This is a genomic window from Chitinophaga sp. RCC_12, assembly GCF_041360695.1.
Taxonomy (GTDB): domain Bacteria; phylum Bacteroidota; class Bacteroidia; order Chitinophagales; family Chitinophagaceae; genus Chitinophaga.
The window spans coordinates 100,228-124,893 of record NZ_JBFUPS010000006.1 but is presented as its reverse complement, the minus strand read 5'-3'; the positions used below and the strand labels follow the sequence as shown (position 1 = coordinate 124,893).

20 protein-coding genes are annotated in these 24,666 nt (G+C 47.9%); 11 read left to right on the top strand and 9 right to left on the bottom strand.

The window, feature by feature from the left end; genetic code table 11:
• Window positions 1–9: 9 nt before the first annotated feature.
• Genes AB6805_RS18875 through AB6805_RS18865 form a run of 3 tightly spaced genes read left to right on the top strand, consistent with a single transcriptional unit; the run spans window position 10 to window position 6,439 of the window.
• Window positions 10–3,561: a SusC/RagA family TonB-linked outer membrane protein gene (locus tag AB6805_RS18875; protein ID WP_370910999.1), complete on the top strand. Its 3,552-nt coding sequence runs from the start codon at window positions 10–12 to the stop codon at window positions 3,559–3,561.
• A gap of 10 nt (window positions 3,562–3,571) precedes the next feature.
• On the top strand, window positions 3,572–4,921 hold the full coding sequence (locus AB6805_RS18870) for a RagB/SusD family nutrient uptake outer membrane protein (protein WP_370910998.1): 1,350 nt from the start codon (window positions 3,572–3,574) through the stop codon (window positions 4,919–4,921).
• Between the two features lie 9 nt (window positions 4,922–4,930).
• The gene (locus tag AB6805_RS18865) at window positions 4,931–6,439 is read left to right on the top strand and encodes a TlpA family protein disulfide reductase (protein ID WP_370910997.1); all 1,509 of its coding nucleotides are present in this window, start codon (window positions 4,931–4,933) and stop codon (window positions 6,437–6,439) included.
• Window positions 6,440–6,516: 77 nt separating this feature from the next.
• Here the strand turns inward: AB6805_RS18865 and AB6805_RS18860 are convergent, their stop codons facing one another.
• Window positions 6,517–7,035, bottom strand: coding sequence for a hypothetical protein (locus tag AB6805_RS18860; RefSeq protein ID WP_370910996.1), 519 nt, complete (start codon window positions 7,033–7,035; stop codon window positions 6,517–6,519).
• 218 nt (window positions 7,036–7,253) lie between these two features.
• Here AB6805_RS18860 and AB6805_RS18855 point away from each other — a divergent pair, with 218 nt between their 5' ends.
• The 3 genes from AB6805_RS18855 (at window position 7,254) to scpB (ending at window position 10,228) form a co-directional block, all read left to right on the top strand.
• Window positions 7,254–7,835 (top strand): DJ-1/PfpI family protein, encoded by a 582-nt coding sequence (locus tag AB6805_RS18855; protein ID WP_079469564.1) that lies wholly within the window; start codon window positions 7,254–7,256, stop codon window positions 7,833–7,835.
• Between the two features lie 168 nt (window positions 7,836–8,003).
• Complete coding sequence (atpG, locus tag AB6805_RS18850; RefSeq protein WP_079469563.1) at window positions 8,004–8,888, top strand: ATP synthase F1 subunit gamma; 885 nt, start codon at window positions 8,004–8,006, stop codon at window positions 8,886–8,888.
• Between the two features lie 116 nt (window positions 8,889–9,004).
• Window positions 9,005–10,228 carry an SMC-Scp complex subunit ScpB gene (gene scpB / locus AB6805_RS18845; RefSeq protein WP_370910995.1) on the top strand — a complete coding sequence of 408 codons (1,224 nt, stop codon included), beginning with the start codon at window positions 9,005–9,007 and terminating at the stop codon, window positions 10,226–10,228.
• A 90-nt stretch (window positions 10,229–10,318) separates the two neighbouring features.
• Here scpB and AB6805_RS18840 read toward each other — a convergent pair whose 3' ends face one another.
• From AB6805_RS18840 to pheT, 7 genes are all read right to left on the bottom strand, one after another.
• Window positions 10,319–11,140 carry a purine-nucleoside phosphorylase gene (locus AB6805_RS18840; protein WP_370910994.1) on the bottom strand — a complete coding sequence of 274 codons (822 nt, stop codon included), beginning with the start codon at window positions 11,138–11,140 and terminating at the stop codon, window positions 10,319–10,321.
• 23 nt (window positions 11,141–11,163) lie between these two features.
• On the bottom strand, window positions 11,164–11,952 hold the full coding sequence (locus AB6805_RS18835) for an SDR family oxidoreductase (RefSeq protein ID WP_370910993.1): 789 nt from the start codon (window positions 11,950–11,952) through the stop codon (window positions 11,164–11,166).
• A 12-nt stretch (window positions 11,953–11,964) separates the two neighbouring features.
• On the bottom strand, window positions 11,965–12,576 hold the full coding sequence (locus AB6805_RS18830; protein ID WP_370910992.1) for a DUF1080 domain-containing protein: 612 nt from the start codon (window positions 12,574–12,576) through the stop codon (window positions 11,965–11,967).
• A 126-nt stretch (window positions 12,577–12,702) separates the two neighbouring features.
• On the bottom strand, window positions 12,703–14,268 hold the full coding sequence (gene rny / locus AB6805_RS18825; protein WP_370910991.1) for a ribonuclease Y: 1,566 nt from the start codon (window positions 14,266–14,268) through the stop codon (window positions 12,703–12,705).
• Between the two features lie 171 nt (window positions 14,269–14,439).
• Window positions 14,440–14,733: a cell division protein ZapA gene (locus AB6805_RS18820; protein ID WP_142683921.1), complete on the bottom strand. Its 294-nt coding sequence runs from the start codon at window positions 14,731–14,733 to the stop codon at window positions 14,440–14,442.
• A gap of 17 nt (window positions 14,734–14,750) precedes the next feature.
• Window positions 14,751–15,059, bottom strand: coding sequence for a hypothetical protein (locus tag AB6805_RS18815; RefSeq protein WP_079469556.1), 309 nt, complete (start codon window positions 15,057–15,059; stop codon window positions 14,751–14,753).
• 9 nt (window positions 15,060–15,068) lie between these two features.
• Window positions 15,069–17,498, bottom strand: coding sequence for a phenylalanine--tRNA ligase subunit beta (gene pheT, locus AB6805_RS18810; RefSeq protein WP_370910990.1), 2,430 nt, complete (start codon window positions 17,496–17,498; stop codon window positions 15,069–15,071).
• A 472-nt stretch (window positions 17,499–17,970) separates the two neighbouring features.
• Between pheT and dnaB the strand changes: the two genes are divergently transcribed.
• The 3 genes from dnaB (at window position 17,971) to AB6805_RS18795 (ending at window position 21,926) form a co-directional block, all read left to right on the top strand.
• On the top strand, window positions 17,971–19,542 hold the full coding sequence (gene dnaB / locus AB6805_RS18805) for a replicative DNA helicase (RefSeq protein ID WP_370910989.1): 1,572 nt from the start codon (window positions 17,971–17,973) through the stop codon (window positions 19,540–19,542).
• 266 nt (window positions 19,543–19,808) lie between these two features.
• Window positions 19,809–21,167, top strand: coding sequence for an MATE family efflux transporter (locus AB6805_RS18800; RefSeq protein WP_370910988.1), 1,359 nt, complete (start codon window positions 19,809–19,811; stop codon window positions 21,165–21,167).
• Window positions 21,168–21,221: 54 nt separating this feature from the next.
• Window positions 21,222–21,926: a 16S rRNA (uracil(1498)-N(3))-methyltransferase gene (locus AB6805_RS18795; protein ID WP_370910987.1), complete on the top strand. Its 705-nt coding sequence runs from the start codon at window positions 21,222–21,224 to the stop codon at window positions 21,924–21,926.
• Here the strand turns inward: AB6805_RS18795 and AB6805_RS18790 are convergent.
• On the bottom strand, window positions 21,903–22,940 hold the full coding sequence (locus AB6805_RS18790) for a quinone-dependent dihydroorotate dehydrogenase (protein WP_370910986.1): 1,038 nt from the start codon (window positions 22,938–22,940) through the stop codon (window positions 21,903–21,905). The two genes, AB6805_RS18795 and AB6805_RS18790, sit on opposite strands and share 24 nt — an antisense overlap.
• 106 nt (window positions 22,941–23,046) lie before the next feature.
• Between AB6805_RS18790 and AB6805_RS18785 the strand changes: the two genes are divergently transcribed.
• On the top strand, window positions 23,047–23,577 hold the full coding sequence (locus AB6805_RS18785) for an RNA polymerase sigma-70 factor (RefSeq protein ID WP_370910985.1): 531 nt from the start codon (window positions 23,047–23,049) through the stop codon (window positions 23,575–23,577).
• A 98-nt stretch (window positions 23,578–23,675) separates the two neighbouring features.
• Window positions 23,676–24,653, top strand: a complete 978-nt coding sequence (locus tag AB6805_RS18780; protein ID WP_370910984.1) for a FecR domain-containing protein — start codon at window positions 23,676–23,678, stop codon at window positions 24,651–24,653.
• Window positions 24,654–24,666: the final 13 nt, after the last annotated feature.

Here is a 24,666-nt window from a genome sequence, read left to right as displayed (position 1 = left end):
CTGAAAGTCATGAAACTGACCATGCTTCTTCTTACAGCTGCATTCCTGCATGTAACCGCGGGCAGCTATGCGCAACAGATCACCTTTTCCGGAAAAAATGTACCGCTTGAGAAAGCGTTTTCCGTCATCAGGGAGCAAACCGGGTACCTGGTGGTGTATAATGTTGACCTGTTGAAAGATGCCAGAAAGGTGACGGTAGATGCGCATAACATGCAACTGGAAACGTTCCTGGACCTTGCGTTCAGAGAGCAGCCGCTGAAATATGTGATCCGGAACAATACCATCCTTGTAACGGGGAAGCCACGCTCACAGCAGGCGTCGAACCCCGCACAAACCAGCCTGGCGGCTGCCCGGCCAGTCCTGTTAAAAGGAACGGTGGTCAATGAAAAGGGGGAACCCCTGCCCGGTGTAACCGTGCTGTTGAAAGGCAGTACCCGTGGTACCGTTACCGATGATGACGGCGCTTTCCTGATCACTGCCGATATAGAAGACGGAGCAACACTGATGGTAAAGATGATCGGTTATACCTCGCAGGAAGTTGCCGTGAATGGCCGCAGCGATATCCGCATCGCCCTTCAGGCAGATGTGCGGAACCTGGAAAATGTAACCATTTCCACGGGGTACAAAAAGATTCCTAAATACCAGCTGACCGGCGCCGCTTCTGTGATAACGCAAAAAGAATACGACCAGCGTGTAGCCGTTACCGGTAACTTCCTGGAAAGCCTGGAAGGCAAGGTCCCTGGTTTGGTGTATAACAGTCAGTCCGGCGAGTTATCTATCCGTGGCGTTTCTACCTTTGATGCGGTAAAGAAGCCGTTGATAGTGGTGGACGGCTTTCCTACAGAAATAGATCTTAACACCATCAATCCTATTGATATCGTTTCTATTTCTGTACTGCGGGATGCCGCCGCAGCCGCCATTTATGGCGTGCGCGCTTCCAACGGTGTAATTGTGGTAGAAACCAGGCGCGGGAAATCCGGTAAGGCAAAATTCAGTTTGCGCGCGACTACTGCATTGCAGCAGTCGCCCGACTTTGGCTACCTGAAGTTTGCCGGTGCAAAGGAATTTGTGACCTTACAGGAAGCACAGTTTAAGCGTGCCAATCCGAATGAAATCGGCTATACCGCTTATGACCGGCCCATGGCTCCTGCCATTGCCATCCTCTTCGACGAGCAGCAAAAACGCATTAGCCCGGAGGCAGCACGGCAGAAACTGGATTCGCTGAGGAGCTATGATAATACACGGGAATACGAAGACCTCTATTTCCGTACACGGCAGGCCACCAATCTTAACCTGGATGTAAGCGGCGGAAATGAAAAAAGTACTTACCTGCTGGGAGTGAACTACATTGCGGAGCAACCGGTGAATGTAGGATCGAAGAACAACCAGCTGATCCTGAATTTTGCCAATACCTACCAGCTTTCCAACCGGCTGAAAATGGATTTTCGCGGCGTGTATTCGCATGCAGAATCGGAGAAAGGCACCACCGCTCCCATGAATGATTTTTATCCTTATGAAAAGCTGGCTGATGCCGATGGCACCCCGCTGCCGGTAGCCCAGGGAGTGAATAGGGACTACCTCAACTTTGGTGTAAACCGGGCAAGGAACAACCGGCTGATCGCCCTGGGATTATATGACCAGCTTTATTATCCTTACCGGGAACTCACTGCCAATACAACTAAGGTCAACACAAATGCGTTTCGGGTGCAGGCCCGCCTGGAAGGAAAGATCACAGACTGGATGTCTGCCGAAGTAGGCGGTAATTATGAACGGCAGCAAGGCATCCAGGACAACTTCCTGGATGAACAATCTTACACCGTACGCAGGCTGCTGAACCTTAAAGCCACCAAAGACCCCAGTGGGAAACCGATGTTCATCGACATTCCGCAGGGCAATATTCTCCGGAGGACGGATCAGAAAGCCATCAACTACACCCTGCGCGCACAACTGAATTTTGATAAACGCTCTGCCAACAGCCGGCATGAAATGTCGGGTATCCTGGGCGTAGAACAGCGAAAAACCACTAACGACAGCTATCTTAACAGTTACTTCGGGTATGACGGACAATCGCTGATCAGCAGACCCGTTAACCTGCAACGTGCAAGCCTTTATATCAATTCTGCCTTCCCGGATGTAACCCAGTTCGGCGGTGCTCTTGCCATGAGGGATTATGTCAATGAAACCAGTGCCGACCGGCGCTTTCTTTCTTACTATGCACAAGGCACCTATATCTACAACAGTAAATATATTGTTACCGGCAGTTACCGTATCGACCAATCCAACCTGTTTGGTGTGGACCCCAAATATAAATATCGTCCGTTATGGTCAGCCGGCGCCGCCTGGCGGCTGCACATGGAGGATTTTCTGAAAGACAACACCTGGATCAGTGAGCTGAAGCTGAATGCTACTACGGGTTTCAATGGTAATGTGCCGGTGAGTAACAACGGCCCTTTCCTGATCCTGGCTTCGCAGCTAAACAATGTGTTTGTGGTACCCCAACCGTCCTTTTATGTGATAACACCCGAGAACCAGTCATTGCGCTGGGAAACCACCCGCACTTATAACCTGCGCCTTGACTACGGGTTCTTTAACAACCGCCTGTTTGGTTCTGTGGATTATTATTATAAAAGAACGGGAGATGTGTTCGGACAATATGATGCTGATCCCACCAGCGGGTTTAACCAGTATAATGCCAATACCGCTACTATCCGGAATAGCGGCGTGGATCTGCTGATTTCTACCGTGAATGTACAAAACCGCCGGTTCGGGTGGCGTACAAGTCTTACTGCTTCATTAAACAATAATAAAGTACTGGCGGTAAAAGCCAGTGAATATGAAAGTACAGAGGATATAACCAGTAGCCGTATTAACCGGCAGGGGTATCCGATGGATGCGTTATTCAGCTATAATTACGGCGGACTAACGAACATGGGCAAACCATTTGTGTATGACCGGAAAGGAGGCCAGCATATCCTGTATTTTTATGGTAATGCAAAGGTAGATGTAGCATTTGAGGACCTGATCTACAACGGTACTACCACTCCCAAATATGTACTGGGCCTGAATAACCAGTTCTCCATAGGCGCCTTTGACCTGTCATTTCTCTTCATGTATTATGGTGGTCATGTGATGCGGGTAGAACAGCCCAATCCTGTAAACCTGAGTACTTACAGCGCATCATTACTGGAAGGATCTGCCAATTACTGGAAGAAAGCAGGAGATGAACTGCATACCAATATTCCCGGGTTTACACCAGGTGCTGCACAGGATCCATTCTATTTTTCTTCGTATGCCCGTTACGGTTACCAGTATGCATCGCAGTTCGTACGCCGGGCGGATTATATCCGGTTGCGTGACCTGATCATTACCTATAACCCGAAGTTTAATTTTATAAAACGGATGGGACTTAACCAAACGCAGATCCGGTTACAGGGCCAGAACCTGTTCTACTATACGTTTAGCGGAAACGACATTGATCCGGAAGCGATAGACCGGACCAGTGGGGTGCGCCAACTGCCGCAACGGCCACTTTACAGCATTTCCCTTTTTACTAACTTCTAATCATTCATCTATGAGATCAATCAATATTGTCTTTATCCTTTTACTTGCCATCGCTGCTTTTTCCGGCTGTGATAAGTTCCTGGAAGTAAAGCCAAAAGGGATCGTGATTCCGGAGAAGCTGAGCGATTACCAACTGATGCTGAATTCCAGGTCAATGACGCTTACCTTTCCGCCTGCATTGTTGTATTGTACAGACGATTATTACGAGGAATTTGATGACCTGAGCACGGTACCGCCAGCCAATGCTTTTTACTGGCGCCCTGGCATTGACCAGAATGAAAAAGAAAACCCCGCTGCATGGGGCGATCTGTATAACACTATTTACAATGCCAATGTGATCATCAATAATGTAATGGCTACCACAGATGGTACGCCGGCGGCCCGTGCTTCCACACTGGCGGAAGCGCTGGTGATCCGTGCAGATTGTTACTTTATGTTGCTGACGCTGTTTGCAAAAGCCTATAATCCGGCTACCGCTGCGAATGATCCGGGCTTGCCACTGGTAAGGAGTACAAATGTGACCGATAAAACGCCGCCACGGTCTTCTGTGCAAACAACGCTGGATACGATCCTCACCAATGTAACGGATGCCATTGCCTCGCTGCCGCTCACCAATCTCAATAAGTACCGGCCCACAAAATATGCTGCGTATAGTTTGCTGTCGAGGATCTATCTCTACATGCAGGATTATGAAAATACGAAGAAGTATACCGACCTGGCATTAACGGCGCCGCATAGCATGGTCAATTATAATGATTACGAAGATCCTTACTCATTCCCGGAAACGGACCTGAGCCCGGAAGTGCTCTGGCAACGCGCTTCGTTGGATTATACGATTCCTTCTATGATGGGCATGCAACACGCGCTGAGTGATTTATACGAAGCCGGTGATCTCCGGAAACTGTTGCTCACTTATGCATTCGACGACTTTCCTGATGACTATTACTTTTCCGGCACAAACGGCTACGCCAATTTTGGCACTACATTCCAGGAAATGTACCTGACAAAAGCAGAAGTGCTGGTGCGTGATAATCAAATCGGGGCCGCCATGAACATAGTGAATGAGCTGCGGAAATACCGGTTTAAAACAGACGCTTATACGCCGCTAACTGCTACCGGAAAGGAAGACGCGTTAACGAAAGTGTTGCAGGAACGCAGAAGGGAACTGGCTTTCCGCGGGCAACGCTGGATGGATATGAAACGCCTCGACCGCGAAGGGCGGATGCCGCTCGTAGAACGCAGAGTGCACGGCACCGGCGCTTTGAAAGCCACGCTGGAACCAGGCAGCAAGAAGTACGTTTTCCAGATCCCCGCCCGTGTACAACAATTTAATCCAGACATGCAATTAAATGACCGTTAATCATCTTATATGAAAAATATTATTTCCGCACTGATATCCTGCACACTGCTGTTTACAACCGCTGCTGCGCAGAAAACGACTACTACGCTTTCAGGAAAATTGAGTGGCAACGATATTACCACACCACTGCACCTGAAAAATATGACCGGCGCCGACCTGCTGATTCCTGTAAATGGAGACGGCACCTTTCATTCAAAAGTAGCCCTGCCTGCAAAGGGATTTTATTCCCTCACCGGCGTTGGGCAGGTGTACCTGGAGCCTGGCTATCAGCTTCAGATGGCACTGGCGCCAGATAGTACTTACCGCTTCAGCGGCAAGGGTAGCTTTGAAAACAATGCCACTGCAGACGCACGGAAAGCATTATCCAAATATGTAGCCACCGACCCCGAATATATGCTTGGGCAGGAAGCTTTGTATACCCCTGTTCCGGAATTTATCGGGAAGATGGATGCTTTCGTGAAAGATGGGCAACATTTGTTTGACCAATCCTCCAGCGTATTTTTCCGGGAGATGGCCGGTAAGGACCTGGCGTACTACGGTAAATATGTATTAGCCCACTACAGCCTCTATTACGGAACGGACCTGAAGAAGCAGGAGGCGTTTTATAAACTGATGGAAACCGGTAACAGGAAAGATACAGCATACCAGCGGCTCATGCAGGAAGCAGGCCGCGCCATGCATGTGAAAAGGCTTGACAGCACAGAACGTGCGCTGCTGGATAAACTGACAATGAGCGACTGGGATAAGAATGATGCTGCATTGTTTCAACAATCCGCCTGGTACAGGGAGGTGCTGGATCGGTATCTTTCTACTATCCAGTATTACAAATACAGGCATTTATTTGAAGCATCTGTAGAGGATAATAATATACGGACCCTGATGGGATTGTATATTTCAAAGGGCGAAATCAGCGATTCTTTTATGCTCCAGTACTACACTTATACCGGCACCCGGAATGCTTTAAAAATGCTGAAGGATAAACAGGTGCGGGATAGTTTGTATAACAGTTACGTGGCTAGTGCAAAGCATCCTGCTTACCTGAAAGAGATCCGGGAAATTTACCGCAATGCCAATACTTACAGCGACAATACGCCTGCTCCCGATTTTTCTTATGAAGATGTTAATGGCAAGAAAGTTTCTCTGAAAGATTTACGCGGTGAGTATGTTTATATAGATGTGTGGGCAACGTGGTGCGGCCCGTGTAAAATGGAAATCCCGCATTTGTCGAAAATAGAAGCGTTGTATGAACACAAAAAGATCCGGTTTGTAAGCCTGTCGGTAGACAAAAGTGCAGACAAACAAAAATGGATAGATTTTGTGCAGAAAGGAAACCTGAAAGGCATACAGTTGCTGGCGGATAAAGATTTTCAATCTGATTTCATCCAGAAATTCAATATCAATGCCATTCCGCGTTTTATACTGATCGGGCCCGATGGGAAGATTGTGAGTGCCGATGCGCTGCGGCCTTCCAATCCTGCGCTGCAGGCATTGTTGGATAAATTGCTGGCGGAAGGATAAATGCCGGCAGATAAAATAAACCGGTATCTGCTACTGTATTTTATGAGTAGCAGTTACCGGTTATGATGAAATGAAAATTAAAGCGTTATTTTAAATATCAGCCGGGAGGTGGTGCGGGAAACTGTAAACTGATGGTCCTCAATTACAGGATCAGTTACACTGATATAAAACGGTTTACATTTACTGTCTGATTTTATTTCCTTATTAATATAAGACAGGATAGCACTTCCTGCAGAGGGAATGTTTATTTTATATTTGAATGCGCCCTTTTTTGTATCAGCAATATGAAAAATCAGCGATCCATACATAGGCGCCCCCGGTCGTTTTTCTATCACTCCCCGTTCTGAAGGAAGATCTGCCGGCTCCGGGGTAATTGTTATAGTGGCAGTATCAATATTTTTTGACAAAAGAATATTCTCTCCTGTTTGTCCATCTATAAACATTATCCCCACCTGGGTAGGCATGCCTTCGCTCAGTACGTCTTCACAGGGATCGGCGTGTTTTGCTTTCTGACACCCTGGTCCGAAACTTACGGCACCCAGAAATAACAGTGGCAGATAAAATTTCTTTGTAAGAAAATAGGTTAATTGTTTCATTTCTATCTGGAATTTGCTTTGATATAGGGTAATGATGAGCTTAACATGAAAACTTTAATGGCCTGAATTATAAACCCATAGCCGAATTTAAACAAAAATTATTATGGGAGTAAAAAAATGCAGCAGGAGATCACACCATGATCGTTTGCTACATTTTTGCTAAAAGCTAAATGCGTATCTTCATTAGCCTTTTTTAACGCAATAAAACTTTCAATTCTATGGCACAGAAAAAGATATTATTACTGACAGGAGATTACGCAGAAGATTATGAAACAATGGTTCCGTTCCAGATGCTGCAGATGATTGGTCATGATGTGCATGCAGTTTGTCCGGATAAAGCGGCAGGAGATAAAATCAAAACGGCCATCCATGATTTTGAAGGAGACCAGACTTACAGTGAAAAGCCGGGTCATGGGTTTGTGTTGAATGCCACTTTTAACGATGTGGCCGGCGCTGATTACGATGCGCTGGTAATAGCCGGCGGCCGTGCCCCGGAATACCTGCGGCTGAATAAAAATGTGCTGGAGCTGGTGAGGCATTTTTTCCTGGAAGATAAACCGGTGGCGGCTGTTTGTCATGGTATCCAGATCCTGACGGCTGCCGACGTGGTACGTGGAAAGAAACTGACGGCTTACCCGGCAGTAGCGCCGGAGGTAACCGCTTCCGGAGGTACTTATGTATCTGTAAATGTTTACGAGGCGGTGGTAGATGGCAAGCTGGTAACGGCGCCCGCATGGCCGGCTCATCCGCAGTGGATTGCAGCGTTTCTGCAGGTACTGGGAACCAGCATCACCCTGTAACCGATAGGCATGTATAAATAGTTGATTATCAGAAGAGGAAAGAAAGTTTAAATTATCTTTCCACGGATTTTCAAATTAAACGGCCATTGCTTACCTTTGCAGCCAAATTCAGGAGGCTATCCCTGCATTGGTCATTGATAATTCGTAATTCGTAATTGATTTTTATATATGTCCGGACAGCTTAAAGAAGTTCGTAACCGAATCAAATCTATTCAATCTGGTCAGCAGATCACCAAAGCCATGAAAATGGTAAGTGCTGCTAAATTAAGACGTGCACAGGATGCCATCATGCTGATGCGTCCGTATGCCGTAAAGCTTCAGGAAATGTTGCAGAATATTGTTTCCAACAGCGAAGGCAATATCGATACACCACTGGCAGCTCAGCGTCAGGTTGAAAAAGTACTGATTGTGGTCATCACTTCAGACAGGGGGTTGTGCGGCGCCTTTAACTCCAACCTGATCAAAACAGCTAAACGTGTGATCCGCGAAAAGTATGCTGAACAGTTTGAACAGGGCCAGGTAGAAATCTTACCAATTGGTAAAAAAGGATATGATCACTTTGTACAGAACGGTTACAAAGTAAATGATAAGTTCTGGCAGCTTTTTGGCAGTCTTACTTTTGATCACGTGAAAGAAGCGGCAGCAGTAGCCTTGCAGGGTTTTACCGATGGTACTTACGATGCCGTTGAAATCGTTTACAGCGAATTCAAAAATGCTGCTACGCAGATCTTTGTAGCAGAGCAGTTCCTGCCAATCGCGAAAGTAGAAAATAAGGAAAAGAGTGGTCTGAAAGCGGACTTCATCTTTGAACCTGAAAAAGATACCCTGATTGCTGAACTGATGCCTAAGATCCTGAACACCCAGTTCTTCAAAGCCATCCTGGATTCCCACGCTTCCGAGCATGGCGCCCGTATGACTGCGATGGATAAGGCTACAGAAAATGCCAGCGAATTGCTCCGTTCCCTGAAGATCTCTTACAACCGTGCCCGTCAGGCTGCTATTACCACCGAGCTCACAGAAATCGTGAGTGGTGCGGCGGCATTGGCGAACTAAGGATAGAGGGGTTATTAACACTAAGTCAACAACTGAATTAATATTTTCAGATTAGGGTCAAAGACTGTATTTTCGGTCTTTGACCTTTTTTGTAAATCCACATCTCCTGTTAACGTATGGAAATATCACAGATCATCCCGCACGTGGAAGCATTAATTTTCGCCGCCGACCGGCCGTTACCTTTGCTGGAAATAGTGGATCTGCTCAACAATGCACTGGCTTTTCTGGAAGACCGTACCAACCTGGATCAGGTGGAAGCCGCTATGGAGGCGATCAGGGAGAAATACAACTCTGAATTTTATGCGTTCGAAGTACGTAGCAGCGGGGGAGGCTACCAGTTCCTCACCAAAAAAGAATATTACCAGACAGTGGCTCAGCTCAACGGGGATAAATTCCTGAAGCGCCTTTCCACTGCCGCCCTGGAAACCCTGGCTATCATCGCCTACCGGCAGCCGATTTCCAAAGGCGAAATTGAATATATCCGCGGAGTAAGCACCGATTATTCTATCCAGAAACTCCTGGAAAAGGAACTGATCGTGATTACCGGCCGCAGCGAAGACCAACCCGGTAAACCGCTGCTGTACGCCGTTTCCCGTTCCTTCATGGATTACTTCGGCATCAGCTCTGTAGCTGATTTGCCTAAACTGAAAGAATTATTTGATGAGGAAATGGTGCAACCTACCCTTATCACCGACGATACCGCTACCCTCGGCCGGGGAGAACACAGCACCCATACCGCCGAAGCAGAAACAGCCCATTCCCTGATGGTGTCGGAAGACGGAGAACTCCTGGACCCCGATCACCAGCTGGATCACCTGGCCCCCCCCGCCCCGGACGCCGAAGAAGAGCCACCCGCCTCAGAAGATGAGGAAGTGGAACCTGACGATGAAATTGTGCGTTTTGATGATATTATTGAAGAAGTAAATGAAGAACTCAGCGGCGGAGAAGAAGGTGAAAGCGACACCAGTACCGCCGAAGAGGACGGGGAGGAAGAAGACGAAGACCCTTATGCCGTGAAGGACACTGCTCCCCGTACCACTGACGAAGAAATCGAAGATCCCGATGGTATCGTGGAAGATGTCATCTCCGGAGAAGAAGAAAAAGAAGAAGATGTGGAAGAGGAGAAAGAAGAAGATACTGAAGAAGATGAGGACGATGGCGATAAAGATCCGGATGATATGATGGAAGATGCCATTTTAGGAGAAAAGTTGTTGGTAGTCAGTGGACCTGGTGTGGAAGATGAAGATGAGGATGAGGAAGAAGAAGAAGAAGAGGAAGAGGAAGACGATGATGATGAGGAGAACGAAGATGAAAAAGACGATAATTCCGGAAAAAAATAAAGAAACAGCGGCTCATCGAAGCCGCTGTTTTATTTAAAAAACTCAAAGTAATCAGTATAATCAGCGTAATCCTGAGAAAGACAACCTACGCTACAATCCGGTAATCACCCCCGCAAAAAGTCCGCTTAGCAATTTATCCGCCTTGCCGGCTACAGCAATAATTTCTTCTATGGAAACGGCGTGCAGGTTATCCGGGTCGCATTCATCCGTTACCACGGAAACCGCAGCACAAGGCAATTGCAGCTGATTGGCCACAATTACTTCCGGCACGGTGCTCATGCCCACCAGGTCTGCGCCTATCATGCGGAGAAAGCGGTATTCCGCCCGTGTTTCGAGGTTCGGCCCCATAACGGATACGTATATACCCTTTTTTAGCGTGGCGCCCAGTGATGCGGCAGCCGCCTGTAATTTGTTACCCAGCTCCGGATGGTAAGGGCAACTCATATCCGGGAAGCGTGGACCGTATGCCGGCGAGTTGAGGCCCCGCAGCGGGTTTTCCGGCTGCATATTGATATGATCATCCAGCAATACGAGGTCGCCTTTCTTAAAATCCGGATTCATGCCACCGGCGGCATTGCTGAGCAGCAGCTGCTGAATGCCCAGCGCTTTCATCACCCTGATGGGGAACGTGATCTGCTGCATCGTATAGCCTTCATAGTAATGAAAGCGGCCCTGCATGGCGATCACCGGGGTTTCGCCGATATGCCCGAGGATCAGGTGGCCTTTATGTGATTCTACGGTAGATTCAGGGAAATGAGGGATTTGCTGGTAGGGAATGGAACGGGCTATTTTAATATGATTTACCAGTTCCCCGAGGCCTGTGCCCAATACTACGCCTACACGCGGCTGTTCAAAGGAAAAGGATTGCAGATAGGTGGTAGCCGCAGCTATTTGTTGCAGTAACAGGTCCATACGTTTGTTGAATTTGCTGCAAATTAATTCCCTTTGCGCGCAATCACATAAAACAGTGGTGGAAAATATCTTTTAATCCATAGCAGGAGCTTTTCTTCCCGGGCGATGAGCACTATTTTTTTTCGTTTATGCATGGCCTTGAGGATCTGCCGCGCGCAGCGGTCAACCGGTATGCCATTCGCCTGGCCGGGGTCCATTTTTCCGTAAGGCTCGCCGTTGGCAGTGATGGCGGAATAGGTAATTGGCGTGTGTATGCGGCCCGGGCAAACAATGGTGGTATATAACCGGGGGATGGGTTGTTCGGTTTGCAGTGTTTCGAAGTACCCCTGCAGGGCGTGTTTGGCGGCGTTATAGCCGGAGCGCCAGGGATAGCCCATAAGGCCGGCCATGCTGCTAATCACCACGATCTGGCCGCTGCCCTGTTCTTTGAAATGTGGCAGCAGGGCTTTGGTGAGCATCACCGCACCAAAGAAATTCACTTCCATCAGTTGGCGGATAGCCGCTGTGGAGGTATCTATCAGTTTGGACCGTTGCGTAACGCCGGCATTATTCACGAAGACATCTATCTTCCCAAAAAATTGAAGGGCGCGTTGGGCGCCTTCATTTACCTGGACTTCATCGGTTACGTCCATCAGCAATATTTCGCAATGAGGCGTGTACAGGAGGCATTGGTTGCGTACTGCTTCCAGGGCGGGCTGGTTCCTTGCTGCGAGTATCAGCAGGGCTTTTTCCTTTGCCAGCAGAAGCGCCAGCTCGTGGCCTATACCCGAGCTGGCGCCTGTAATTAATATTACTTTGTCCGTAAAGTGCATTCAACGGTGTATTTATTTTAAAGGCACCAGTTTGATGTTTTTCCATCTTACCTTGATACCGCCGCCGGAATGGATCTGGAGGGCTATCTGGCCGTTGGCCGCGCCAATCTTGTCGTCTTTCAGGGTGATCATTTCATGACCATTGAGCCAGGTGGTTACATTGTCGCCCTGCACCTTTACTTTCATGGTATTCCATTCGCCCATTTTCAGAAATTTTTCCTTCTCTTTATCGGGCTGAATGAGCCATCCACGGCCATAAGATTCGTAGATACCGCCGGTATGCATATCGGGCGGCGCTACTTCTGCCTGCCAGCCGGTGATTTTGGTGCCTTCTAATGAAGAGTGGAAGAACACGCCGCTATTGCCATTGGCTTCCTGTTTGAATTGTACGGTGAGCTCAAAGTCCTTGTACTGCCCATCGGTGGCCAGGTAACCATATTCTTTATCCGGGCCGCTTTCGCAGATCAGTTCTCCGTTTTCCACGTACCACTTCTCTGTACCATATACTTTCCAGCCATCGAGGTTTTTACCATTGAATAAAGACTGTGCTTTTTGTGCGAATGCACTGCCGGAACCCAATAACAGGGCGGTTCCCAGTAAACAATTGAAAAAGGTTTTTTTCATAACACTGCTAAGATTTAGTGATTTTCAGGTGAATGAAGATCAGTCATTGATCTATAAAAAAAGTCCCCCGGTAAAACCGGAGGACTCCAATATAAGTTCAAATTCCTGAATTATTAAATCAGAAAACTATCTTGCTATATTCACTGCTCTTTTTTCACGGATTACCGTTACTTTGATCTGGCCGGGATATTGCATTTCTGTTTGTATTTTATTGGCAATTTCAAAGGATAGGCGATCTGCGTCTCCATCGGAAACTTTATCACTTTCTACGATGATACGCAGTTCCCTGCCAGCCTGGATAGCGTATGCTTTTTCCACACCATCGTGGGCAAGCGCCAGGTTTTCCAGGTCTTTGATACGTTGCAGGTAGCTCTGCATGATTTCGCGGCGTGCGCCCGGACGTGCACCACTGATAGCATCACAGGCCTGAACGATCGGGGAAATAACATATTGCATTTCCATTTCATCGTGGTGGGCGCCGATAGCATTTACCACGGCGGCATGTTCGCCATATTTTTCAGCGAGCTTGGCGCCGAGCAGGGCGTGGCTCAGTTCAGTTTCTTCATCCGGTACTTTACCGATATCGTGCAGTAAGCCGGCGCGTTTGGCCAGTTTAGGGTTCAGTCCCAGTTCAGCTGCCATTACCGCACAAAGGTTAGCGGTTTCTTTGGAGTGCATGAGCAGGTTCTGACCGTAGGAAGAGCGGAAACGCATCTTACCTACCAGGCGTACCAGTTCTTTATGGAGGCCGTGGATACCCAGTTCAATAACGGTTCGTTCACCGATATCCATTACCTGTTCTTCCAGTTGTTTCTTGGTTTTTTCTACTACTTCCTCGATACGTGCGGGGTGGATACGTCCGTCCTGAACAAGGCGTTGCAGGGATAAACGGGCAATTTCACGGCGTAACGGGTCGAAGGAAGATAATACGATGGCTTCAGGGGTATCGTCTACAATCAGGTCCACACCGGTAGCCGCTTCAATGGCGCGGATGTTACGACCTTCCCGGCCAATGATCTGGCCTTTGATTTCATCGCTTTCCAGGGTAAATACCGTGATGGTATTTTCAATGGTTTGCTCTGCAGCAGTACGTTGAATGGATTGGATAATGATTTTCTTTGCTTCCTTGTTCGCTTTTAATTTAGCGTCTTCAATGATTTCCTGGATATGAGAGAGGGCCTGTGAGCGGGCTTCTTCTTTCAAACTCTCTACCAGCTGGTGTTTCGCTTCGTCTGCTGTTAAGCCGGCCACTTTTTCGAGGCGGCGGATGTGCTCTTCCTGGTGTTTTTCCAGTTCGGTGCGTTTGATGGTTACCAGTTCCATCTGGCGGTTCAGGGTTTCCTTGATCGCCTCATTTTCATTTAATTGCTTCTGGATTTGCTCGTTTTTCAGGTTTAATGCCTGTTCCTTCTGTTTGATGCGGTTTTCCGATTCTCCCAGTTTCTGGTTGCGCTGCAATACGTCTTTTTCGTATTCGCTTTTTAGTTGCAGGTATTTTTCTTTGGCTTCCAGCAGTCTGTCTTTTTTAAGATTTTCTGCACTGATCTGCGCATCTGCAATGATTTTTTTAGCCTGTAGTTCAGCTTCGTCTATCTTATGCTGCGTATTTTTGGCAAAAATCACCTTACCTAGCACAATCCCAATGATCAATGCCACTACTGCAGCTATTGTCGTGATAAGTGTAACATCCATATGAATTATTTATACTTGATTTATGTAGTATCCTCATACCCATATCGCTGCTAAAACACGACAGGGGCGAGAACTGACCCGCGAAAATACAAAAAAATAGCAGTTAAAGCGTGTTTGATACGTGATAATTAGCCAATTAGCTAATTCATTGTTAAGCAATGGGTAACGTGATCAACCCAATGCCTGGTTGATAATTTCTTCCAGCTTTTCCAGCTTCTCCTGCAAAAAAGGCGCAGTACTAGCCTGGGCTTTACCGCCGCTGGTTACAGGATGGGTGGCGTACATGATAAGGGCCATAGCGATATAGTCCTGCAGGTCTTTCCCTGCATAGGCAGTTTTAAAATCGACGATCTTCTCATTCACTTCTTTCATAATACGACGTACTTCCGCTTCTTCTTCCGGTTTTATCTTGATCCGGTAAGAGCGGTCTGCTACGATAATATTAACAGGAATGAGTTGCTCCATGATGTATGATTTTTAATTCAGCTGTTCAGCAAAGCGATGCAACGGTCAATTTCTTTAATGTAATCATTGATTTTGCCCCGGATCTCTTTTTTGAACGCTTCGTCTTCTGCTGCTATGGTGGTACCTCCCTGGGCGGTAGATGCAATTTTCATCAGTTGCAGTCTTTCCTCCAGTCCCTGTACCGCCTGTTGCTGCTGTTGCAGCTCCCGTTGCTGTATGCTCACTTCTTCTTTCAGCAATGCATTCTCAGCCTGCACCTGCTGGAGCTTTTTTACCAGCAGGTGCAATTTTTCTTCTACACGTTGAATGTATTGCTCGAGCACCATTTCATTTACTTATTTTCTTATCTCCGCCTGTAACTGCGTTTCAAACGTTTTGATAAGTTTGTCCATTACACTGTCAATTTCTTTATCTGTCAATGTTTTCTGAGCGTCCAGGAAGGTAAAGCTCACGGCGTAAGACTTCTTATCAGTACCCAGTTTTTCACTCTCAAATACATCGAACAGATTTACCTGTTGTAACAGGCCGGATTTCACGCTGCGTGCGGCTGTTTCCACGGCGGCAAACTTAACCTGTTTGTCGAGCACCAGTGCCAGATCCCTTCTAACGGCCTGGAATTTCGGAATTTCCTTGTAAAAGTTATCACTTTTTTGCAAGAGTCCCAGTATTTTATCCCAGTTGAAGGTAGCAAACCATACAGGCTGACGGATATCAAACTGCTTCAGTTTAGCTGTGGGCACGCCTCCCAGTGTAACCACCACCTGGTTTTTTACCTTGATATCCCAGGATGGCTGCAGGCCCGCTTCCGTACTTTCTGCCCAGGTGAACTGCTTATAACCCAGTTGCTGCAGGATATTGATCACAAAACCCTTCAGGAAGTAAAAGTCTACCGGGCTGGATTTGTGCATCCAGGTTTCCGCTGTTTTTTTACCGGTGAGATATAATACCAGGTGATTATTTTCGCCATAGCCTTTTTCTAGCACCTGGTAGGTTTTACCAAATTCGAAGAACAGGAGGTTTTCGTTTTTGCGGTTCAGGTTATGGGCAATGCTTTCCAGGCCGGTTTCCAGCATGGACGGGCGCATGATGTCCAGTTCCACGGTAAGACTGTTCATCATCTTCACCGCATGCTCCAGTACTTCCGGCGTATAGTATTTACTGTTAGTGATGGAGTTGGTGAATATTTCGTTGAACCCGTTGCCGGCGAGATAGTCTGCAATCTTCTCCTTAACCCTTTCAGCGTCCGGTTGGGCGGAGAGGGCGGGCGAAATTGCTATTTTAGCCGGTATTTCTATATTATCGAGGCCATCGATGCGCATTACCTCTTCCACCAGGTCGGCCGGCAGGCTGATATCCGGTTTGCTGAAGGGCACGGCTACGCGGAGTCCTTCGGTGGTTTCCGACAGGATATCGAAGCCCAGGCTGCGCAGGATGTTTTTGATCTTATCGCCGGGATAGTTACCGCCGCTGAGTTTACGGATATAGCTATACGTAGTTTCCACCTGCGTTTTTACTTTTACAGCCGGATATACATCGATGATCTCAGAAGCTGCTTTTCCGCCGCTGAGTTCACAGATCAGGTCTGCGGCGCGTTGCAGGGCGAACACGACGTTAGAGATATCCACTCCTTTTTCAAAACGGGTGGCCGCATCGGTACGTAAGCCATGACGGAACGACGTGGTACGGATGCCACCGGCGCTGAAAAAGGCGCTTTCCAGGAAAATGTTGTGGGTGGTATCGGTTACGCCGGAGTGCAATCCGCCGAATACGCCTGCTATGCACATGCCTTCGCCGGCGCCGTTGCAGATCATCAGGTCGGTGGCGTCCAGTTTTCTTTCCTTCTCATCCAGGGTAACAAAGGGCGTTCCCTGCGGGAGGTTTTTCACCACGATGGCATTGCCTTTTACCGCTGCCGCATCAAATGCGTGCAGTGGCTGACCGGTTTCATGCAGGATGAAATTGGTGATATCCACAATGTTATTGATAGGACGAACGCCGATGGCGGTGAGCCTGGCTTTGAGCCATTCCGGGGACGGCGCCACCTGTACGCCGGTAATTGAAATACCGCTGTACCGGGGACATGCATCTGTATTTTCGATGGTAACGCTGATGGCTAAAGGAGCATCTGCTTTGGGCAGGGCCTTTATTTCAGGCAGCTGTACCTGGTATTTATGCGTATGTTCTAAATTATTAAGGAATGCGCAAACATCTTTGGCCACACCGATATGGCTCATGGCGTCCATGCGGTTGGGAGTAAGACCTATTTCGAAGATGCAATCCTGTGCGGGTTTAAAGACTTCACTGGCAGGAGTGCCTGGCTGCAGGGAGGCGTCCAGCACCAGGATGCCGTCGTGACTGCTACCCAGCCCGATTTCGTCTTCCGCGCAAATCATTCCCTGGCTTTCTTCTCCACGGATCTTTGCTTTTTTCATGGTCAGCGGTTCGCCGCTCAGCGGGTAAATGGTGGTGCCGATGGGCGCCACTACTACTTTTTGTCCGGGCGCCACGTTGGGGGCGCCGCAAACGATGTGCAGGGGCTCGCCGTTGCCAATGTTAACGGTGGTGAGTTTCAGCTTGTCTGCATTGGGGTGTTTTTCTGCCGTCAGTACTTCTCCGATCACTAATCCAGCCAGACTTCCCTTTACTGCTTCAAATTTCTCCAGGCTTTCTACCTCCAGGCCTATTCTGGTTAAAATGGTAGACAGTTCCTCCGGTGTAGGCTTCACCGGTAAATAATCACATAGCCAGTTGTATGAAATCGTCATTTATCTGCTCGGTTTATATAAGTGGCGTAAAGTTAACAACTAGAATTGATTTTCGGGCTTCGCGGCTTATCTGCTTTGATTCTTTGAAATTAAAAATAGCCCGAAACCGCTACAGTGCTGTATTCTTGCAGGATGTGGAAAATCTTTTTACACAATGTGTGTGAATAATCGGACCTTTGCCAGGGAATTTCCTGTGTTTTGGTGGATAACCATGGTGCTGTCAGTGGATAACTGACATTTTGCTTGTGGATAACCTGTGTATGAGGCTTAATAAATTTAATAACTAAGGAGAGGGTATTAATCGGAAAAATGCCTTTACCTTAGTTTGTACGGCTTGAAAAAGTTTACAATTTCTTAACGTAGCTATGACCCCTATAGAATGCGGGAAAATGCAGATATCGATTGTAAAAACAACAGGAAAGGCCCATTGACAGTAACCTTTTATTAACTTTTTTTAATACACTAACCATAAATGGATCTCAATCTTAAGAAGGACCGCAATGTGCGCAGAAAACCGTCCATTGATGTGTCATCCTTGGTGTATGGCAAGATACCACCACAGGCTAAAGAATTGGAAGAAGCTGTTTTGGGAGCCGTAATGCTGGAAAAAGGTGCATTTGACACCGTTATCGAGATATTGAAAGGGGAGTGTTTCTATGTAGAAGCTCACCAGATTATTTTTAGTGCCATGACCCGCCTGGCGGGTAAGTCGATGCCGGTGGATATCCTCACCGTAACAGAAGAGCTGAAATCCATGGGCTCACTGGAACAGATCGGCGGACCATTTACCGTGATGAAGCTCACCAACATGGTGGTGTCTTCTGCAAATATCGAAGCGCATGCCCGTATCATCCTCCAGAAATTTATCCAGCGGGAACTGATCCGCATTTCGGGAGAAATCCTCACAGAGTCTTATGAAGACACTGCGGATGTGTTTGACCTGCTCGACAGCGCCGAATCAAAGCTATTTGAAGTAACAAATAATCACCTTCGTAAAAACTACGATTCCATCGACCGCGTACTGGTGAACACCATGAAACGTATCGAGGACCTGCGGAATAAAGGAGATGATATTACCGGGGTACCGTCAGGGTTCCCTTCACTGGACAAAGTAACCTATGGCTGGCAGTCCACGGATCTGATCATCATCGCTGCCCGTCCATCTGTGGGTAAAACCGCCTTTGCGCTGAACCTCGCGCGTAACGCGGCCCTCCACCCCCGCTTCCCTAAAGGAGCAGCGGTATTTTCTTTGGAAATGTCGTCCGGCCAGATTGTACAACGTATCCTCTCGGCCGAGTCAGAAATAAAGCTGGAAAAGATTTCCCGCGGTAAGCTGGAAGAATATGAAATGAAGAAGCTGATGACCCATGGTATCGAACGCCTGGCAAAAGCCCCCATCTTCATTGATGATACTCCGGCCCTCAACATCTTTGAACTACGTGCCAAATGCCGCAGGCTGGTACATAACCACGGCGTAGGCGTTATCATCATCGACTACCTCCAGCTCATGAGCGGCAGCAGCGATGGTAAAGGTTCCAACCGTGAGCAGGAAATCAGTAAGATTTCCCGCGATCTGAAAGGACTGGCAAAAGAGTTACAGGTACCGGTAATCGCCCTCTCGCAGTTGAGCCGTGATGTGGAAAAACGTAAAGACGGTAACAAGATGCCGCAGCTGAGTGATCTCCGTGAATCGGGAGCCATCGAGCAGGATGCGGACATGGTAATGTTCCTGTACCGTCCTGAATATTATGAAATCAACACCAATGAAATGGGCGAATCCAATAAAGGTGAAACCCACGTTCGTATAGCCAAGCACCGTAATGGTCAGCTGGATACCATCAAACTGAGAGCCGTACTGGAATACCAACGCTTTGAAGATGATGGCAGCCTGGAAAACCCCGGTGGCGGCGGCAATCCCTACGCAGGCATGAACCGTCCGCAACAAGGTGGTGGCGGCAACGATGAAGCGAAACTGTACATACAGAAGGGATCCAAGATGAACGACATGAACTTCGATGAAGGATTTGAAGATGCACCATTTTAGCGCATAAAAAGATATTGCTAAAAGCCGGCATCGAAATGATCGCCGGCTTTTTTTATACGCGGAGGTTGTCTTACTCAGGATTACGCTGATTATACTGATTACTTTGATTTGATCACTTTTGATTTCTAAGGATTTGGGGAGATGTAAGCGGAATATATCGCTTATATCTCCCCAAATCCTTAAAAAATCCCAAAAAATAAAATCCAGGTAATCAGTATAATCAGCGTAATCCTGAGAAAGACAAAATCCGCATAACAGAACAATCAATGAAACAGCTGTATTTAAAGTACAAAGGTCATTACAAAGACAATTTCAGTTTAGCCTACCCCGTAGTTATTTCCCAGCTGGGACACACGTTAGTGGCATTATCAGATAGTATTATTATTGGTCATACCGGGAAAGTGCCGCTGGCAGCAGTATCCCTGGGCAATGGCTTGTTTTCCGTATTTATGGTGGCCGGTATTGGTATGTCGTACGGATTAACCCCGTTGATTGCACAGGAAAACGGGCGTGGCAACAAAGGCGCCATCGGGCATTTACTGAGTCATAGTCTTATTATCAATATGGTGGTGGGTGTGGTGCTGTCTGCCGTTATTTATTTTGGCAGCGCCCATTTATCTTTCCTGCACCAGGAAGGGGATGTGGCTGATCAGGCCCGGCCCTTTCTGCGTTTCCTGGGATTTTCCTTTATTCCGCTGATGCTGTTCCTTTCCTTCAAGCAGTTTGCCGAAGGGCTTGGGTTTACCCGCCAGGCTATGAATATCAGTATCATCGGGAATGTGCTGAATATACTGATAGGGATTACGTTGGTGTACGGCCTGTTCGGATTGCCCAGGATGGGTGTGATTGGCGTGGGTATCGCCACTTTTACCGACCGCCTTGTCATGGGAATTACGATGGCGTTTTATGTGCTGCGTGCGCCCCGCTTCAAACCATACCTGCAATCGTTCGGGTTTAAGAACCTGAAGGCCGCCGCCATTAAAAAGATCCTGGGCATCGGTACACCGGTAGCTTTGCAATACCTGTTTGAAGTAAGCGCCTTCAGTGGCGCGGCTGTGATGGTAGGCTGGATGGGAGCGGCAGAACTGGCGGCGCACCAGATAGCGCTGAGTCTTGCTGCCATGACCTATATGATGGCCAGCGGTATTTCCGCGGCAGCGGGTATCAAAAGCGGGAATAATTTTGGGAAGAAAGATTTCGGGGCGTTGCGTTTATCCGCCATCGCCAGTTATCATATGGTACTGTTGCTGATGGGAGCCGCGGCCCTGTTGTTCACGTTGGGTAATCAGCTGTTGCCGTCATTTTATATCCAGGACCCGCAGGTAATCCAGATCGCTTCCCGCCTGCTGATCATTGCGGCTTTCTTCCAGCTGTTTGATGGTATGCAGGTGGTGGGACTTGGTATTCTGCGCGGCCTGGGCGACGTGCGTATTCCTACCGTGATAACACTGCTGGCTTACTGGGTGCTGGGGATTCCTTTGGGTTACCTGTTGGGTATCAAATTGGATTATGGCGTGGAAGGCGTGTGGTGGGCGTTGCTGCTGGGCTTACTGGTGGCTTCTGTGCTGTTGTTTGTGCGTTTCCAGGTTAAAACCAGGAAACTACGGATATCATCTGCCGGATAAAATCCATATCATCTCCGTATACTATCTTCGTACATCAGGATAATCAAAAAATATATGTCAGTTTTTTACGCGCCGGAAATACAGCAGGATGCCGCAACGTATACCATGAATGAGGATACTTCCAAATATTGTATCCAGGTGCTTCGTCATGAAAAGGGCGATGAGGTGTTGCTGGCAGATGGACGCGGGCATAAAATTACCGCGGTGATCACCGACGATAACCGCAAGAAATGTGTCGTAAAGATTGTTTCTTCTGAAACGATGCCAGCGCCTGCGCGGGCGTTGCGGATCGCCATCTCGTTTACAAAAAATGCTTCCCGGATAGAATGGTTCCTGGAAAAGGCCACAGAGATAGGCATTCAAACGATTATCCCACTGGTAAGCCAGCGTACAGAGAAAGAAAAGATGAAGGCAGAGCGGTTGCAGAATATCCTGGTGTCGGCTATGCTGCAATCGCAGCAGTTTTACTTACCTGAATTGCAGGAACCACAGGCTTTTGAAAAGCTGGTGAAAAATAATAAAGATCCGCAGCGGCTGATTGCGCATTGTTTGCCGGAGCAGAAAACCCCGTTGCAGCAGGTGATGCAGCCTGCAAAGGATACCATTATACTGATAGGCCCTGAAGGTGATTTTACACCGGAAGAAATAAAGCTGGCGCTGGACGAAGGCTATATACCCGTATCGCTGGGAGATACCCGCCTGCGTACGGAAACGGCCGGTATCGTGGCGGTAACGCTAATGAATGCCAGCTGTGCGTAAGCCCGCGCAGATCTTTTTCACGATCGTTGGGCCCTCATAAATGAACCCGGTATACACCTGCACCAGCGATGCGCCGGCATCCAGTTTTTCCTGCGCATCTTCCGCGGTGAAAATGCCGCCCACAGCGATAATGGGAATACTGCCCTGGCTATGCGTGTGAATATAGCGGATCACTTCTGTGGCTTTCTTTTTTACAGGTAAACCACTGAGTCCACCGGCGCCGATATCATTTACTTCCGCTGCCGGTGTTTTTAATCCCGCCCGGCTGATAGTGGTATTGGTGGCTACAATGCCGGCAAGTTTTGTTTCTTTTATTATTTCAATAATATCATCCAGTTGCTCGGTAGTGAGGTCGGGTGCTATCTTAAGCAAGATAGGCTTAGGTTTTACTTTCTGTGCATTCAATACCTGCAGGTGATGCAGCAGTTGTTTCAACGGCTCTTTCTCCTGTAAGGCACGGAGGTTCGGCGTGTTGGGAGAGCTTACGTTTACCACGAAATAGTCTACCACATCGTACAGCGCATGAAAACACTTTTCATAATCGCTGACTGCTTCTTCATTCGGGGTTACTTTATTTTTCCCGATGTTGCCGCCTACTATAATATTGGATCTTTTGCGTTGCAGTCTTTTTGCGGCAGCCACTGCGCCTTCGTTATTAAAGCCCATGCGGTTAATGAGGGCTTTATCTTCCGGCAGGCGGAATAACCGCGGGAGTTCATTACCCGGCTGTGGGAGCGGCGTTACGGTACCTATCTCCACAAAACCAAAACCCAGGCAGGCCAGTTCATCAATGTACTTTGCATCTTTATCGAAACCTGCCGCTAAGCCCACGGGATTAGAAAAGGTAAGTCCGAATATTTCACGTTCCAGGCCCGGGGTTTTTACTCCGCAAAAGGCGTTCAGGATATTCTTGCCAAGTGGCAGCGAATAAATTGTTTTCATACCACGCATAACGCTGTGGTGAATACTTTCCGGCGGATAGCGGAAAAGGAAATTTTTAATCAGGTTGTACATTGCGGGAACAAAGATAAGCATTACGCGATTGGGAGCAAGACAGGGGGCGAATTTTGTGTGGTTTGGGGTAAGACAAAATTCGCGTAAGTGAAAATCCTTCCTATATTTGCCCTTCATCATGCTGGAGCTCCAAACATTTGAAGCATTATTTAAGGAAAACCATGCTCATTGCCTGGCCTTTGCCACTCACTACACGGGGGATACCCATGTAGCGGAGGAAATAGTACAACAGGTATTCCTGCGGTTGTGGGAAAAAAGGGACACTATCACTATTACAGGCCCGGTAAAAGCATATTTGTTTTCTGCCATCCGTAATACCGCCATCAGCCAGTGGCGAAAGGATGTTGTGCGCTCGGAAAAGGAGAACGGGTATGGGAAAATAACAGAAACAACGGTTGGCGCGGGGGAAGAAGTGAAGGAGCTGGAGCGGTTGTACCGGGTGGCATTGGAAAAGTTGCCGGAGCGCTGCCGCGAAGTGTTTATCCTCAGCCGCCAGCAGCATATGAAATATGCAGAAATAGCGGAAGCGATGAATATTTCCGTAAAAACGGTGGAAAACCAGATGGGCAAGGCCCTGAAGATCCTCCACCAGGAGTTGAAGGAGTACCTGCCGTTACTGACAGGGTTCCTGTTCTAAAAATATTTCCGGGCGCATAGGGGCATCTGTATTTCCGGTGCGTCTTATTAATATATTACCGCCCGAAGGGCGACGACTGTAAAAACTTACAACAACTGATGACACCATCTTTTCCTAACGAGGCACTGCCCGATGAGGCGCTGTATACCTTGCTCTGCAAGTATCTGCTGAATGAAGCGGATGAGGAAGAGCGTGCGTGGGTGGAAGCATGGAGGGAAACGGACCCCGGTAATATGGCCCTGCTGGTATCGCTGGGGAAAGTGCTGGATACTGCTGCGGCCAACGAAAAAACAGTGGCGGCAGATACCGGTAGCGCCTGGGCGCAACTCCAGGAAAAAATGGATGATAAGCCGGCATTGATTGCCATCAGGTCCAAACCCCGCTTTACCTGGCTGAAAATTGCTGCTGTACTGCTGGTTGCATTGGGCGCCGGGTTGTGGTTCCTCACCCGTAATCAGCCAGAACAGGTATATGCCGGCCCGGTAAGCGCGGTGCTCAGCGACGGAAGTAAGATTGAATTATCAGCAGGTGCAAAAATGGAAGTGGCCAGGGGCTTTAATGACCGCAACCGGAAAGTAACCTTCAGCGGTAAGGCCAGTTTTGATATAAATGGCAGTGCGGAAAACCCTTTTGTGATCATACTTGGGCATAACGAAGTAAAAGTACTGGGCACCCGGTTTATGATCAATTATCAACCCGGCGAAGCCACGCTGAAAGTACATGTGAGCAACGGTAAGGTAATGGTGATTAATCATGATAAAAAAGACAGCGTAGTGCTCACCGATGGTATGTTACTGCAAAAGGATAACGACAGGCCCGCTTTCCGGATCGCTTCCCATGTAACTGATATGGGTAAACGGTCGTTGTCGTTCAACAATACCCCGCTTGAAGAAGTACTGCATACGATCACCGAGGTGTATGATGTTAAAATAGAAGTAATGGACACCGACCTGCTGAAACTGCCGGTACGTGCCAGCTTTACAGATGAGTCAACAGAAGAAGTGATGAAATCGCTGGCACTTATGCTGAACGCATCATACGAAAAAGTAAACGACCGTCAATACAAATTAAAATAGGTTTTAGCCGTCA